Annotated in this window: 11 protein-coding genes; 8 read left to right on the forward strand and 3 right to left on the reverse strand. The window is 72.1% G+C overall.

Going from position 1 to position 14,568, the window contains the following annotated elements:
* Positions 1 to 37: 37 nt before the first annotated feature.
* The 3 genes from ACGFH8_RS01075 (at position 38) to ACGFH8_RS01085 (ending at position 3,917) form a co-directional block, all read left to right on the forward strand.
* Positions 38 to 1,414 carry a sensor histidine kinase gene (locus ACGFH8_RS01075; protein WP_393361471.1) on the forward strand — a complete coding sequence of 459 codons (1,377 nt, stop codon included), beginning with the start codon at positions 38 to 40 and terminating at the stop codon, positions 1,412 to 1,414.
* Complete coding sequence (locus ACGFH8_RS01080) at positions 1,411 to 2,070, forward strand: response regulator (protein WP_393361474.1); 660 nt, start codon at positions 1,411 to 1,413, stop codon at positions 2,068 to 2,070. The genes ACGFH8_RS01075 and ACGFH8_RS01080 overlap by 4 nt, the downstream gene beginning before the upstream one ends.
* A gap of 332 nt (positions 2,071 to 2,402) precedes the next feature.
* Positions 2,403 to 3,917, forward strand: coding sequence for a family 43 glycosylhydrolase (locus tag ACGFH8_RS01085; protein ID WP_393361477.1), 1,515 nt, complete (start codon positions 2,403 to 2,405; stop codon positions 3,915 to 3,917).
* 41 nt (positions 3,918 to 3,958) lie between these two features.
* Here the strand turns inward: ACGFH8_RS01085 and ACGFH8_RS01090 are convergent, their stop codons facing one another.
* The gene (locus tag ACGFH8_RS01090; RefSeq protein WP_393361480.1) at positions 3,959 to 5,224 is read right to left on the reverse strand and encodes a prolyl oligopeptidase family serine peptidase; all 1,266 of its coding nucleotides are present in this window, start codon (positions 5,222 to 5,224) and stop codon (positions 3,959 to 3,961) included.
* A 293-nt stretch (positions 5,225 to 5,517) separates the two neighbouring features.
* On the opposite strand from ACGFH8_RS01090, the gene ACGFH8_RS01095 reads away from it, so the two are divergent.
* Entirely contained in the window at positions 5,518 to 6,309 is a 792-nt protein-coding gene (locus ACGFH8_RS01095) for a hypothetical protein (RefSeq protein WP_393361484.1), read from the forward strand.
* A 13-nt stretch (positions 6,310 to 6,322) separates the two neighbouring features.
* Entirely contained in the window at positions 6,323 to 6,601 is a 279-nt protein-coding gene (locus ACGFH8_RS01100) for a hypothetical protein (RefSeq protein WP_393361487.1), read from the forward strand.
* A 107-nt stretch (positions 6,602 to 6,708) separates the two neighbouring features.
* On the opposite strand, the gene ACGFH8_RS01105 is transcribed toward ACGFH8_RS01100, so the two are convergent.
* Together ACGFH8_RS01105 and murQ are read right to left on the reverse strand one after the other, a co-directional pair.
* On the reverse strand, positions 6,709 to 7,716 hold the full coding sequence (locus ACGFH8_RS01105; protein ID WP_393361490.1) for a hypothetical protein: 1,008 nt from the start codon (positions 7,714 to 7,716) through the stop codon (positions 6,709 to 6,711).
* Positions 7,717 to 7,773: 57 nt separating this feature from the next.
* A complete protein-coding gene (gene murQ, locus ACGFH8_RS01110) occupies positions 7,774 to 8,667 on the reverse strand; it encodes an N-acetylmuramic acid 6-phosphate etherase (RefSeq protein ID WP_393361492.1) in 894 nt (297 codons plus the stop codon).
* A gap of 257 nt (positions 8,668 to 8,924) precedes the next feature.
* On the opposite strand from murQ, the gene ACGFH8_RS01115 reads away from it, so the two are divergent.
* Genes ACGFH8_RS01115 through ACGFH8_RS01125 form a run of 3 tightly spaced genes read left to right on the forward strand, consistent with a single transcriptional unit; the run spans position 8,925 to position 14,563 of the window.
* Positions 8,925 to 10,484: a sodium:solute symporter gene (locus ACGFH8_RS01115; protein ID WP_393361495.1), complete on the forward strand. Its 1,560-nt coding sequence runs from the start codon at positions 8,925 to 8,927 to the stop codon at positions 10,482 to 10,484.
* A gap of 11 nt (positions 10,485 to 10,495) precedes the next feature.
* Entirely contained in the window at positions 10,496 to 11,665 is a 1,170-nt protein-coding gene (locus tag ACGFH8_RS01120; protein WP_393361498.1) for an anhydro-N-acetylmuramic acid kinase, read from the forward strand.
* 24 nt (positions 11,666 to 11,689) lie between these two features.
* Positions 11,690 to 14,563, forward strand: coding sequence for an FAD-binding and (Fe-S)-binding domain-containing protein (locus ACGFH8_RS01125; RefSeq protein ID WP_393361501.1), 2,874 nt, complete (start codon positions 11,690 to 11,692; stop codon positions 14,561 to 14,563).
* Positions 14,564 to 14,568: the final 5 nt, after the last annotated feature.

Below are 14,568 nucleotides of genomic sequence, written 5' to 3' on the forward strand. Positions count from 1 at the left end.
GATAGGCACGGGCGCGGTCGGCGCCGAGAATGAACCGATGACGGTCCGTGCGGTGGTGATCCGGCTGTGGTCGTACCTCCGGTCCCTGGCTCGTCCGGTCGGCCAGCTGCCGCCGTTGTCGCGCCGGGGGCAGCTGTTCGACGCGCTGCTGGCGCTCGGGCTCGGTCTCCTCGCCATCCAGGCGGACCGGGGTGTCGATGACCGGCCGGCGGAGCACCGCATCGTGTTCGAGCGGGGCGAGGTGTGGCTAGGTCCGCCGGTGCCACCCGACCCGGTGTGGCCGCCCTTCCTCCCGGTCGAGGACGACGGCACCGGCTGGACGGCGGTGCTGCTCATGCTCGTCGTCCTGCCGTTGCTCTTTCGCCGCCGGTACCCGCTGGGGACGCTCTGGGTGGTGCTGGCGAGCGCAGGGCTCATCGAGGACAATCCGGCCGCGCTGCGGCTGTCCTTCTTCGCCTGCGTGGTGGCCGGCTACAGCGCCGCTGTCTTCAGCCCGTACAAGATCCTGGCGTTGGCCAGCCTGCCGGCGGCCGCGATCCTGCACGCCGAGTTGCAGTCGGACGCCAGCTCGGTGTCCGACAGCGCCGTGCCGTTTCTGATCCTGCTGCCGATCGCGGTGGCGGCCGACGGGCTACGCCGGTGGAAGGAGCACGCCGACGAGGGCCGGGCACGCATGTCGGCCATGGAGCACGAGCAGGTCGAGGCGCTGCGCCGGGCGACGGAGGTCGAACGCGCCCGGATCGCCCGGGAGTTGCACGACGTGGTGACCCACAACGTCAGCGTGATGGTGATCCAGGCCGGCGCGGCCCGCAAGGTGATGGAGTCCAGGCCCGAGGACGCCCGGGCGGCGCTGCTCTCGGTCGAAGCCGGTGGCCGGGCGGCGATGACCGAGTTGCGGCACGTGATGGGGCTGCTCACGATGGACGGCGACGTGCTGGGGCAGGAGGGCGCCGCCGAGCTGGCTCCGCAGCCCGGCCTCGATGGGCTGGACGCGCTGGTGCGGCGGGTGCGCGACTCGGGGGTCGAGGTCGAGCTGGTCCTGCGCGGGCAGCGAGGGCCGCTGCCGTCCGGCATCGAGCTGACCGTGTACCGACTGGTGCAGGAGGCGTTGACGAACGCCGTCAAACACGCTGCCGGCGCACCCGTACGCGTGCTCGTCGACTATGCCGGGACGCACCTGCGGGTCGAGGTGACCGACACCGGCGGTCGCGCCGGCGCGACCGCCGGTACCGGCACCGGGCGCGGGTTGATCGGTCTGCGCGAGCGACTGGCGGTCTACGGTGGCACGGTGCGGGCGGGTCCACGACTCACCGGTGGATACCGGGTCCAGGCCCTGATCCCGCTGGAAGATGCCACGATCGACGACGTCGCGGGCGACGGCCGGACGGGCACACCTCTGGGGGGCACGGCATGACAGAGGCGCTGCGGGTGGTGGTCGCTGACGACCAGGCGTTGGTGCGGGCCGGGTTCCGGATGATCCTGACCGCCGACGGGATCGACGTGGTCGCCGAGGCGACGACCGGGGTCGAGGCCGTCGAGGCGGTCCACCGGCACCGACCCGACGTGGTCCTGATGGACATCCGGATGCCCGACCTGGACGGTCTCGCGGCAGCCCGCCAGATCCTCGCCGGCGTTGGCGAGGCGCCCCGCATCATCATGCTCACGACATTCGACCTCGACCAGTACGTGTACGCGGCACTGACCGCGGGAGCGAGCGGCTTCCTCCTCAAGGACGTCACCCCGGAGCACCTGGTGGGCGCGGTCCGGCTGGTCCGCACCGGTGACGCGCTGCTGGCGCCGACGATCACCAGGCGGCTTGTGCAACGGTTCGCCCAGCGCGACTCCGACCCGCCGGCCATCCATCGGGACCTGGCCGCGCTGACCCCACGGGAGTTGGAGGTGCTGGGCCTGCTGGCGCACGGTCTGAGCAACGCCGAACTCGCCGGCCGCCTGCACCTGTCGGAGGCGACCGTGAAGACGCACGTCGCCCGGATCCTGGCCAAGTTGGGCCTCCGTGACCGGGTCCAGGCCGTCGTCGTCGCGTACCGGACCGGTCTGGTCGCTCCCTGACCGCGCCCGACCGGTCGAGCCTCGCGCCCACGACGCCGACCCTCGGCCGGACGCTGAGCAGGTCACCGCCTAGATTTCCTTGACACACATCAATGTTAACGCCAACATTATGACCGCCACCTGGGCGCAACACCGCTGTCATGTTTCCCGTCCCGCTCGTGTTCCTGCTCCGGTGGTGTGCCGCAGGTCGGCCGCCCGTGGTGGCGTCGCCACCAGGCGCGACCCCCACCGGTCCGCTGTCACCGCGCGGCGATCAACCGGATCGGCCACGACGCCTCGGCCGGCACTGCCGCACCGACAGACGGGTCGCTCACGAACCGCACGGAGGACAGATGCCGCTGCCACTCCCCCGCACCGATCCCGCCACCCGCCGCGCCATCGGTCCGGCCCGCGCCGACCGCCGGAAGCGCCGACGCCTGCGGTCGGTCGTGGCCGCCGCGCTCGTGGTGCTCGCCGTCTCCGCCGGGCTGCCCGCGGCAGGGCCGGCGCAGGCGGCGCCGGCCGTCAGCTACACGAACCCGCTGGTGAACCAACGGGCCGACCCGCACATCTTCCGGCACACCGACGGCTACTACTACCTGACCGCCACGGTGCCGCAGTACGACCGGATCGTCCTGCGCCGTGCGACCACCCTGCAGGGGCTGGCGACGGCTGCGGAGACGACGATCTGGAGCCGCCACACCAGCGGAGAGATGGGCGCCCACATCTGGGCGCCAGAGATCCACTTCATAAACAACAGGTGGTACGTCTACTTCGCCGCGGGGCGGACCGATGACGTGTGGCGGATCCGGATGTACGCGCTGGAGAACGCCAGCGCCAATCCGCTCACCGGTTCCTGGACCGAACGCGGACGGATCACGACTCCGTGGGACACCTTCAGCCTGGACGCGTCGACATTCGTCGCGAACGGGGTGCGGTATCTGACCTGGGCCCAGCAGGAGCCGGGCATCTCCAACAACTCGAACGTCTACCTCGCCCGGATGGGTGCCAACCCCTGGCAGATCACGGGCACCGTGACCCGGCTCGTCGTGCCGACGTACGACTGGGAGACCCGCGGCTACCGGGTCGCCGAGGGACCGGCGGTGATCCAGCGCAACGGCCGCGTCTTCCTGACCTACTCGGCCAGCGCCACCGACGCCAACTACTGCCTCGGTATGTTGAGCGCGTCCTCCACCGCGAACCTGCTCGACGCCGGCTCCTGGAGCAAGAGCCCCAACCCGGTGTTCGTCAGCAACGCGGCCACCGGCCAGTACGGCCCCGGGCACAACTCGTTCACCGTCTCCGAGGACGGGCAGAGCGAGATCCTGGTCTACCACGACCGCAACTACCGCGACATCAGCGGTGATCCGCTCAACGATCCGAACCGGCGGACCCGGCTCCAGAAGGTGTACTGGAACGCCGACGGCACCCCGAACTTCGGCATTCCGGTGCCCGACGGGGCCACCCCGGTCCGGCTGCGTTCGCACGACCTGGCCACCAGCTACATCCGGCACTGGGAGTACCGGGCCCGGATCGAGCCGAACGTGACAAATCTGGCCGACTCGCAGTTCCGGATCGTCAACGGGCTCGCCGGCGGCGGATCGGTGTCGCTGGAGTCGACGAACTTCCCCGGGTACTACCTGCGCCACCGGGGCTACGCCCTGTACGTCGAGAAGAACGACGGCTCGGCCCTCTTCGGCGGCGACGCGAGCTTCCGTCGCCAGTCCGGCCTCGCCGACGGCGCCGGGATCTCCCTGGAGTCCCACAACTTCCCGGGCCGACACGTGCGCCACCGCGCCGGGCTGCTCTACGTGGAGCCGGTGAGTTCGAGCGCCGACCGCGCCTCGGCCACCTTCCACCTGGAATAGTCGCCCACCGGCCGCGGCGCCCACGGCCGCACCCGCTGCGCTCACCGACGGCGGCGGGCCATCCACTGCCAGATGTGGGTGCCGTTGAGGCTCGGGTCGTTGCGGGCCACGTAGATCCAGGACCAGTGGCCGGGGAACTGGTAGCCGTTCCAGACGACGTGGTCGTACAGGCTGACAAGCGACCCCGGGATGAGGTCGTGGGCGTGGATCGTGTTGGTCTGCGGTGGCACGGTGTCGTCGTCGAGCGAGGTGACCAGCCAGGTGGGGGTCCGAATGTTCGCCAGCTCCGCGTCGGTGATCAGCGGCGGGCCCTCCCCGCCGAGCGGCTCGACGACGCCGCAGATCGGCACCGACGCGGCGAACAGGTCGGGATAGGCCACTGTCATCTCCAGCGACATGTAACCGCCATTGCTGCAACCGACCACGTAGATCCGGTCGGGGTCGACGCGCTCGCGGCGGACGAGGTCCTGGACGATCTCGCGGATCAGCGGGGCGAACCGGGGGCCGTCCTCCATCCAGTACGAGGTGCTCTGCGGAGCCACGACGTACGCCCCGCCGAAGATCCGCTGCGCCTGCGGGGTGGCGAAGCCGAGCGCCCCCCGGTTGGCGCGCAGCGTGGTCTCGTTGTCGTAGTAGTCGTCGGGCAGCGAGGCACCCTCCCCGGCGCCGTGCAGCCAGACGACGAGCGGCCGCCGACCCCGCCGGGGCGAGTTGTCGGGCGAGAACAGCCGGTACTTCAGGCCCGAGCCCGAGGCGTGGTAGCTGAAGGCGTCCACCTCGGGGTTCGACAGCCGTCCCTGCACGAAGCGCGTGATGGTGACCGGCGAGCCGTGGCGTCGGGCGATCGGGGTGTTCTGCGTGATGGTGTAGACGAGGTCCAGTCGGACGTTGCGGCCCTTGCTCAGGATGTAGCCGAGGGTGCCGCCGCCGGGTTGACCTTCGGCGGTGCTCAGCTCCAACACGATGTTGCCGTGCCGGTCGAGCCGGGCCGCGGTCACCGTACGGTCCAGGTCGTACTCGCTGAAGATCTGGTCGCCGGGGGCGATGGGGAGCGGGCTGGTGGCCTTGGCGTGCACGCTGAACGTGCCGGCGGTCAGCCCGGCCGGGTCGATCGGCCCGAGCCGGCGGGTGTCGAGGGTGACCGAGGTGACCTGTTCACCGCCGTCGAGCGTTGTCGCGTCGAGGGTGAAGCTCACGTGTGTGGGATGGCGGTCACCGGCGTGGGCGGCGCGACCGGGCAGGGCCAGGCCGATGGCGGCACCGGCCCCACCGACCAGAACGGTGCGACGAGTGACAGACGTGGACATGCGGCCCCCGTACCTTCTGAGGTAGACGTGTGTCGATGAGATCTCAACGTAACGCCGCCGAGATCCGCTGGCAACCAGCGCCGGCACGAGCGATCAGGGCGCTCCACGTCCGGAGAGGTGGAGACGTTCGCCAGTCCGCCGGAGCCGAGCCAGCCAACCGGACATCGACAGAGGGTGTAGCCCGGGGTTTCCCGGGGCAAGAACCCGCAGATGAAGGGAATGGCAGAACGCGACGGGCATCCGCCCGGCCGGCGGCACCGTGCCGGTGAGTCGGACCGGGCGGCCTCCGTCTGATGCGGTTGAGGCACGGCCTTCCGGTGGCGGCGTTCGGGGCCGCGGCGCTCGGCGCGGTCCTGGGCACCGACCCCGCCCACGCCGACACGCCGCTGCCGTTGCCGTTGCCGACGAGTCTCCAGCCGGTGGAGGTCGGCACCTCGCCGAGCACCATCACGGTGCGGGTGCCCGACCTCGTCGAGGTGCGGTTGTCCGTTCCCCTGCCGTTGCCGACCGCGCTCCCCCTGCCGCTGCCGTCGGCAGTTCCCCTTCCCCTGCCATCCGCAGTTCCCCTGCCCCTGCCGTCGGCCGTCCCGCTGCCGACGCTGTCGGTCGATCCGTCCACAGTCGTACCGACGCCACCGGCCCGTACGTCGGCGTCGTCCTCGCCGCGGGCCACGCCCGCACCGTCGAACTCGGCCGCCGCGGTGGCACACGCCGCCCCGCGGTCGGCGTCGACACCCGTGCCGGCGACGGTATTCCGCGTCGTGCACGACACCCCCGGCGGCCGGACACCGGATCGGGCGCGGGTGGCGAGGGCCGCGATCACCGACGAGCCGCCCCGGCCACCCGCCCGTCCCGCGTCGGGGCCACCGGCGCTCGTGCTGGCACTCGCGTCGGCGCCCACCGGCGCCAGCACCGGCGGCACCGATCCACACACGTCGACAGCCGAAGCTCCGCCGCCCAGCGCGTCGCTGGGCCCGGGTCTCACCGTGACCGCCGTCGACAGGCGCGCTGCCAGCCGACCGGTGGAGCGGGGTCCCCCACCGCCACAGCAACTCCTGATCACCCACTCGCGTCCACGACGTTGATCAGGAGAGGACCATGGAGATAGCCGTTATCTGGATTCCCGCCGACATCGAGCCGGTGGAGCCCGCCGTCGCGACGTGTCTTGCGCACCTTCGCCGACACTCGTACCGATTCGCGGGAATCATGCGGGCATCGTGGGAGACCGTCGAGCAGGCCATGATCGACGGAGAGGTGGACGTCGTCGTCATCGCCGACCATGCCCACCTCCCGCCGGACCGGTCCCCTCGGATCGAGCTGGCCACCGCGACCGGCGCGGAGGGGGACCGAACGACCTCCTACCCACAGCTCGGCTGACACGACGAAGCGCCCCGTCCAACCCGGACGGGGCGCTTGGTCGACTCTCGACCGTGCCGGAGACCCCGCGCGGCTCGCCACGGCTGTCACGGACCACGGCGGCTCGCCTACTCCGCCGTCGCGCCGTCGTACGGATCCCAGTGCGCCGCGTAGCGCAGCAGCGAACGGGCCAGGGCCGGGTGTGCCGCCGCCCACCTGGTGTCGAAGAGGAACCACTGGTCGAAGCCGAAGAAGTCGTCGATGTATCGGGCGACCTGCGCGATGTGCGGATCCGACCGGACCAGCGACCCGAGGGACGGCTGTGGGGCCAGCAGCCCCAGCACCTCCAGGTGGACCGTGTGGTGTGCCGACGCCAGCTCGGAGCCGGCGGGCGACGGGTCGTACCCGGGCAGGCGAGCGTAGCGCTCCAGCGCCGCGCCGGCGTCCGTCTCGTCGGGCGCGACCAGGGCTCGCAACAGCTGGGCGTCGTGTGGCCAGCGGCGGGCGCCGGGCGCGTCGACGGCACGCAGACGAGCGGCGAGGTCCGGCAGGGTGAGGCCGGGAAAGGCGATGGCGCCAGCCAGGTCCAGGGTCCGGTCGGCGTCGTGCGAACCCCAACCCAGACGGACCGAGAACACGGCCTCCGGACCGGGTGGGGTAATCCCTACCGTACGGACCGGCACCCCGTGGTCGAAGACCGCGCCCGGCGCGGCGGCGTCGGCCGGCAGCGGCCAGGTGTCGTGCAGCAGGAAGGCGAGCCGGTCCGGCGACGCGGCGGCGTCCTCCTCGACGAAGTAGTAGGCCAGGTCCACCTCGTCGTCGTCGGTACGCACGCGCAGGGCGCGCTCGTCGAGCCGGATGAACGTGCCGTCGTCGTCGCCCTCCACGTAGAGGTGCTCGCGCAGCAGCTCGCGCAGCTCGTCGAGGGTCTCCGGCGGCGGCAGGTGCCGCTCCCCGGCCTCCTCGAAGATCGAGTCCAGGCCGTACACGTCGTCGCCCAGCTCGCTCTCGATCCAGCCCTGCGGGTTGGCACGGCCCCAGCCCCGGCGGAACCAGTCGAGGATCGTCGCGTCGGGCAGGGCGACCACCCGCTTGCTGAACGGCGATTCCTCTCGCCACCGGCACACGAAGTACATGCGGCGAACCCTAGGCGAACGGCCCGACAGAAGTCCGTGCCCGGACCCGCCCTCCGGTCAGGCCGCGACCGCCGCCCGGACGTCGTCGTCGGCGTCGCGCAGCCGCGCTGCGGCCTCCTCGGCGGTGCAGTTCGCGAGCAGCAGCACGATTGCCGTCTTGGCGTGCCCGTGCGCCGCCGCGAGCGCCCGGGTGGCGGAGTCCAGATCGGTGTCGGCGGCCTCGGCGACGATCCGTCGCGCCCGGTCGACGAGCTTCTCGTTCGTGGCGTTCATGTCCACCATCAGGTTGCCGTAGACCTTGCCGAGCCGGGCCATCGAGGCGGTCGAGAGCATGTTGCAGACGAGCTTCTCGGCGGTGCCGGCCTTGAGTCGGGTGGAGCCGGTGAGCACCTCGGGGCCGGTGGGCACCTCGATGGCGACGTCGGCGTACCGGCTGATCACCGCGTCGGAGTTGCAGGCCACCGAGACCGTCGACGCGCCGAGCGCGCGGGCGTGCTCCAGCCCGCCCACCACATAGGGCGTACGGCCGCTGGCGGCGAGCCCGACCACCGTGTCGCGGGCGGTCAGGCCGACCGCGTCGAGGTCGGCGACGGCGCCGGCCGGGCTGTCCTCCGCGCCCTCGACGGCGACCGCGAAGGCTCCCGCGCCGCCGGCGAGCAGGCCGACGACCCGGTCGGGCGACGTACCGAAGGTGGGTGGGATCTCGACGGCGTCGAGCATGCCGATCCGGCCGCTGGTGCCGGCACCGAGGTAGATGAGCCGCCCGCCCTGGCGGAGCGACGCCACGACGACGTCGACGGCGGCCGCGATGTCCGGGACGGCGCGCCGGACCGCCTGGGCCACCGTCTGGTCCTCGTCGTTCATCGCGAGGAGCAGCTCGGTCGGGGACATCAGGTCGAGGTCGCTTGTCTTGTCGTTGCGGGTCTCGGTGCCGAGGGTGCTGAGGTCCACGGGGTTACTCGTTCCTCTCGCTGGTGCGCGGTCGCCGGTCGGACGACGGGCGGCGGCTCGTCGAGCGCCGCGTCCGCAACGCGCCGTTCCGACCGTGCCAGCCTGGGTGGGCGCGGTGGGATGTCGGCTGGGCCCCGCATCCCCCGTATCCGCAGGCCGGGACCACAGCGTAGCCAGCCCGGGCGGGGACTGGCAAAAACTTTCGCGATACGCTAGACATGCGTCACTTATCTACAACCCCTGGTTGGGAGCGAGCCGTGCGTCAACTCGACCTTGTCGTGATCGTGCTGTACCTCGTGGTGATCGCCTACGTCGGACTTCGCCTGTCGGGCAAGCAGAAGTCCGCCAAGGACTACTTCGTGGGCGAGGGTCGGCTGCCGTGGTGGACCGTCTCGTTCTCCGTGGTCGCCACCGAGACCAGCGTCCTGACGGTGATCAGCGTGCCCGGCGGCGCCTACAGCGGGCAGGGGTTCGGCAACGTCGAACTGGCCCTCGGCTACGTGATCGGTCGCGTCGTCGTGGCGGCGGTGCTCATCCCGCTGTACAAGCGCGGTGGCTTCGTCAGTGCCTACCAGTACCTCGGTGAGCGGTTCGGCCTGAAACTCCAGGGTCTGGCGTCGGTCACGTTCGTCTTCACCCGCCTGCTCGCCGAGGGCGTACGGCTTTTCGCCTCGGCCATCCCCATCAAGCTGCTCCTCGACGAGTTCGGCCTGAATGTCGGTTATCAGGCGATTATCGTGGTCCTGACGCTGATCACGGTGGTCTACACCTACCTCGGTGGCATCAAGGCGGTCATCTGGACCGACGCCATCCAGATGGGGCTCTACCTGGGCGGGGCGATCCTGGCCATCGGTGTGCTCAGCCACGCCGTCGGCTTCGACGGCTACTCGCAGGCGCTGGACGCCGGCAAGTTCCAGCTCTTCGACACCAACCTGACGCTCGCGCACGTGCTCACCAGCCCGTTCGCCCTGCCGACGGCGATCATCGGCGGTGCGATCTTCGCGATGGCCAGCCACGGGTCGGACCAGCTGATCGTGCAGCGCATCCTGTCCACCCGAACGCTGCGCGAGGGACAGAAGGCGATGATCTCCTCGGGCATCTTCGTGGTGATCCAGTTCGCGGCGTTCTCCCTGGTCGGCGCGCTGCTGTGGTCGTACAACAAGGGTCAGACCTTCAAGGAGCTCGGCCTGGCCAGCAGTGACAACCTCTACCCGAGCTTCATCCTGCACGCCCTGCCGGTGGGCATCTCGGGCCTGCTGGTGGCCGGCATCCTCGGTGCCGCGATGGGTTCGCTGTCGTCGGCGCTGAACTCGATGTCCAACTCCACTGTCGCCGACTTCATCCACAGCTTCTTCCGGAAGGTCCCGTCGGACGACGCGATGCTGCGCCTCGCCCGGGTGATGACACTGGTCTGGGCGGTGTTGATGGCGATCTTCGCCTGCGCGTTCAGCTCCAGCACCGGAAACGTCTACCTGACCGGTCTGACCATCGCGGGCTACACCTACGGGGCGCTGCTCGGGGCCTTCCTGCTCGGCCGCCTGGTCAGCCGGGCCAACCAGGTCGACGCGTTCGTCGCCTTCCTCGTCACCGTGGCGGTGATGACCTACATCGTCCGCTACGTCAAGATCGACGTCACGACGGCCGGGCACACCGTCCCCACCGCCATCGCCGCGCAGTGGCTGGTGCCGATCGGCGTCCTGATCACCCTGCTGGTCGGCGCGGTGTCGAGCCGATTCCACGCGGCCCCGGCGACGCCGTACGACCATGGACGTGCCGACGAGATCGACGACGCGGCAGAGCCCGCCGGCCGGGCGTGAAGGAGACCCTGATGCGTGTCATCGGCCTGATGTCCGGTACCTCCTACGACGGCATCGAAGCCGCCGCCGCCGAGTTCCAGCTCAGCGGCGACACCCTGCGGATGCGGCCGCTGGGCCGGCTCAGCCACCCGTACCCCGAGGAGCTGCGCACCCGGATCGCCGCCGCCCTGCCGCCCGCGTCGACCACGACCGAGGCGATCACGGTGTTGGACACCGGCATCGGCCAGGCCTTCGCCGAGGCCGGTGTGCGGGCTCTCGCCGAGCTGTGCGGCGGAGACGCCGACCTGGTCGTCTCGCACGGGCAGACAATGCACCACTGGGTCGACGGCGGTGTGGTCCGGGGCACCCTGCAACTGGGGCAGCCGGCCTGGATCGCGGAGGCCACCGGCCTTCCGGTCGTGGCCGACCTGCGCACCCGCGACGTCGCCGCGGGCGGCCAGGGCGCTCCCCTGGTCGCCCTGTTCGACACGCTGCTGCTGCGGGGTCTGCCCGGCGTCCCCGCCGCGCTCAACCTCGGCGGCATCGCCAACATCACTGTCGTCGCGCCGGACGCGGACCCGCTCGCGTACGACACCGGCCCGGCCAACGCGCTCCTCGACGCCGCCGCGCGGCACTTCAGCGGCGGCGTGGAGGAGTACGACCGGGACGGGCGCGGGGCGGCGGCCGGGGAGGTGAGCCCGGCCCTGCTGCGGCGGCTGCTCGACGAGCCGTACTACCGGCAGCCCGGCCCGAAGAGCACCGGGAAGGAGTTGTTCCACCTGCCGTACCTGCTCGCCGCCCTCGCCGACGCGCCCACGCCGGATCAGCGGGACGTCCTGGCCACGCTCACCCGGCTGACGGCGGTCACGGTGGCCGCCGCCTGCCGCGACCACGGCGTCACCCAGCTCGTCGTCTCCGGCGGCGGCGCGCACAACCCGACGCTGCTACGAATGATCGGCGAGGAGCTGCCGGACGTGCGCCTGTCGTCAAGCGACGACCTGGGTGTCGTGTCGGACGCCAAGGAGGCGCTCGCCTTCGCGCTGCTGGGCTACCTGAGCGTGCACGGGCTGCCCGGCACCCTGCCCTCGGGCACCGGCGCACGGCACGCATCGGTGCTGGGCAGCATCACCCCCGGTCGCCAGCCGCTGCGGCTGCCGGCGCCCGTCGACACCGCGCCGGACCGGTTGATCGTCGCCTACTGACCGCCCCTCCCGGGAGGACCGCCCATGAGACCCGTCGTAGGAGTACCCGCGCCGACCACCGCCGGCGTCCGCGCCCGCGAGGTCGTCGAGCTGCTGCGCTCGCGCCTCGGTGATCCGACCCGGGTCAGCACCGAGCTGCCCCGGCGGCTGGCGGCGGCGCACGACGCCTCGCCGTACCTGTTCGAGCCGCAGGCGGTGGTGCGCGCCGCCTCGGCGGCCGAGGTGGGGGCGTTGCTGGCCGCCGCCCGGGAGGCCGGTGTCCCGCTGACCCTGCGCGGCGGCGGCACCAGCCTCGCCGGGCAGGCCGGCGGCGCGGGCGTGCTCGTCGACGTCCGGACCGACTGGCGGCACGCCGAGGTCCTCGACGACGGCCGCCGCATCCGGCTCCAGCCGGGCCTCACGATCCGGCAGGCCAACGCCCGGCTGGCCCGCTACGGCCGCCGGCTCGGCCCGGACCCGGCAAGCGAGGCCGCCTGCACGGTGGGTGGCATGGTGGCCAACAACTCCAGCGGGATGACCTGCGGCACCACCGACAACGCGTACCGCACCATGGAGTCGCTGCGCTTCGTCCTGCCGTCCGGCACCGTCGTCGACTCCGCCGCGCGCGACGCCGACGACCGGCTGCGGGCCGACGAGCCGGAGCTGCACGCCGGGCTGCTGCGGCTGCGCGACCGGGTGCGCTCGACACCGGGCTCACGCGCCACGATCGAGCGGCTGTTCGCGATGAAGAACACCATGGGGTACGGGCTGAACTCCCTGCTCGACCACGACAGCCCGGCCGACATGCTCGCCCACCTGATGATCGGCAGCGAGGGCACCCTCGGCTTCGTGGCCGAGGCCGTCTTCCGGACCGTCGAGATCCACGAACACGCCGCCACCGGCCTGCTGATCCTGCCCGGACTCAGCGCCGCCACCGACGCGTTGCCCGCCCTGCTCGCCGCCGGCGCGCGTACCGCCGAACTGCTCGACGCGGCCGCGTTGCGGGTCAGCCAGCGCGACCCCGACGCGAGCGCGGCCCTGCGCGGGTTGACGGTCACCGGGCATGCCGCGCTGCTCGTGGAGTTCGCCGAGGACAGCGCGGAACGGCTGGCCGCGACGCTTGCCGACGCCCAGCCCGTGCTCGACCGGCTGCCCGCCGTCACCGGCACCGCGCTGACCCACGACCCGCGCGAACGGGCCGCGCTCTGGCACCTGCGCAAGGGCCTCTACACGGCGGTCGCCGGTGCCCGCGCACCCGGCACCACGGCCCTGCTGGAGGACATCGCGGTGCCGATGCCACGCCTGACCGGCACCTGCGACGGGCTGATCGGCCTGTTCGACAGGCACGGCTACCCGGACGCGGTGATCTTCGGACACGCCCGCGACGGCAACCTGCACTTCATGCTGACCCAGTCCTTCGACACACCGGCCGAGATCGACCGCTACGCCCGGTTCACCGACGACATGGTCGACCTCGTGCTCGCCGAGGGGGGCACCCTCAAGGCCGAGCACGGCACCGGCCGGGCGATGGCGCCCTTCGTCCGCCGCCAGTACGGCGACGAGCTGTACGACGTGATGCGCGACCTCAAGCGGTTGTGCGACCCGAGCGGCCTGCTCAACCCCGGTGTGCTGCTCAACGACGACCCGACCGTGCACCTGCGACAGCTCAAGGCCGTCCCGACTGTCGACCCCGAGCTGGACGCCTGCGTCGAGTGCGGCTACTGCGAGCCGGTCTGCCCCACCGCCGACGTCACCACCACGCCCCGGCAGCGCATCGTCCTGCAACGGCAGATCGCCCTCGCCACCGCCGCCGGTGACGAGGAGCGCCGCCGGGAGTTGACGGCCGACTACGCGTACGCGGCGGTGGACAGCTGCGCCGCCGACAGCCTCTGCGTCACGGCCTGCCCGGTCGGCATCGACACCGGCGCGGCCATGAAGCGGCTGCGCGCCGAGCGGCACAGCCCCCGCGCCCAGCGCACCGCCCGCACCGCCGCGCGGCACTGGCAGGCCGCCGTGACAGGTGTCCGGGTGGGACTGACCGCCGCGCACGCCGTCCCGACACCGCTGACCCGCGCCGCCACCGGGGTGATCCGTGGACTCGGCGCCACCGAACTGGTGCCGCGGTGGAGCGACGACATGCCGCGCGCCGGCGCTCCCCGTCCCCGGCCCCGCAGCGCGCCGGACGCCCAGGCGGTGTTCTTCGCGGCGTGCGTCGGCAGCCTCTTCGCCCCGGAGGACGGCCCGTCCGGCGGCGCGGCGGCGGCGTTCCTGCGCCTGTGCGAGCTGGCCGGCGTGCCGGTCGTCGTGCCGGCCGCCACGGCGGGCCTGTGCTGCGGCACGCCGTGGCAGTCCAAGGGCTATCCCGCCGGTCACCGCGAGATGGCCGAGCGGACCCTGGCCGCGCTGTGGGAGGCCAGCGACGAGGGTCGCCTGCCCGTCGTGTGCGACGCGTCGTCCTGCACGCACGGGTTGACCCAGCTGACCGCCGCGCTGGCCGAGGAGGACCGGGCACGGTACGACGCCCTGCGCTTCGTCGACAGCGTCACGTTCACCGCCGAACGCCTGCTGCCGGCGCTGCCGGAGCCCCGGCGGCTGGGCTCGCTGGCCCTGCACCCGACCTGCTCCACAGTGCACCTCGACGGCATCGACGACCTGCGCGCGGTCGCCGCGGCGGTCGCCGACACGGTGACCGTGCCGGACAGTTGGGGATGCTGCGCCTTCGCCGGCGACCGGGGGCTGCTGCATCCCGAGGTGACCGCCAGCGCCACCGCCGCCCAGGCCGCCGAGATCAACGAGCGCGACCACGACGCGTACGCCTCCTGCAACCGCACCTGCGAGATGGGCATGAGCCGGGCCACCGGGCAGCCGTACCGGCACGTGCTCCAGGTCCTCGTCGAGGCGGTCGAGCCGCAGGCGTAGCCGCG

The organism is Micromonospora sp. NPDC049175, from assembly GCF_043197345.1.
Classification (GTDB): domain Bacteria; phylum Actinomycetota; class Actinomycetes; order Mycobacteriales; family Micromonosporaceae; genus Micromonospora.

Excerpts from the sequence above, each read along its gene's own strand:
- ACGFH8_RS01075 (WP_393361471.1), top strand. The coding sequence starts at position 38 with ATGACGGTCCGTGCGGTGGTGATCCGGCTGTGGTCGTACCTCCGGTCC.
- ACGFH8_RS01080 (WP_393361474.1), top strand. The coding sequence starts at position 1,411 with ATGACAGAGGCGCTGCGGGTGGTGGTCGCTGACGACCAGGCGTTGGTG.
- ACGFH8_RS01085 (WP_393361477.1), top strand. The coding sequence starts at position 2,403 with ATGCCGCTGCCACTCCCCCGCACCGATCCCGCCACCCGCCGCGCCATC.
- ACGFH8_RS01090 (WP_393361480.1), bottom strand. The coding sequence starts at position 5,224 with ATGTCCACGTCTGTCACTCGTCGCACCGTTCTGGTCGGTGGGGCCGGT.
- ACGFH8_RS01095 (WP_393361484.1), top strand. The coding sequence starts at position 5,518 with ATGCGGTTGAGGCACGGCCTTCCGGTGGCGGCGTTCGGGGCCGCGGCG.
- ACGFH8_RS01100 (WP_393361487.1), top strand. The coding sequence starts at position 6,323 with ATGGAGATAGCCGTTATCTGGATTCCCGCCGACATCGAGCCGGTGGAG.
- ACGFH8_RS01105 (WP_393361490.1), bottom strand. The coding sequence starts at position 7,716 with ATGTACTTCGTGTGCCGGTGGCGAGAGGAATCGCCGTTCAGCAAGCGG.
- ACGFH8_RS01120 (WP_393361498.1), top strand. The coding sequence starts at position 10,496 with ATGCGTGTCATCGGCCTGATGTCCGGTACCTCCTACGACGGCATCGAA.
- ACGFH8_RS01125 (WP_393361501.1), top strand. The coding sequence starts at position 11,690 with ATGAGACCCGTCGTAGGAGTACCCGCGCCGACCACCGCCGGCGTCCGC.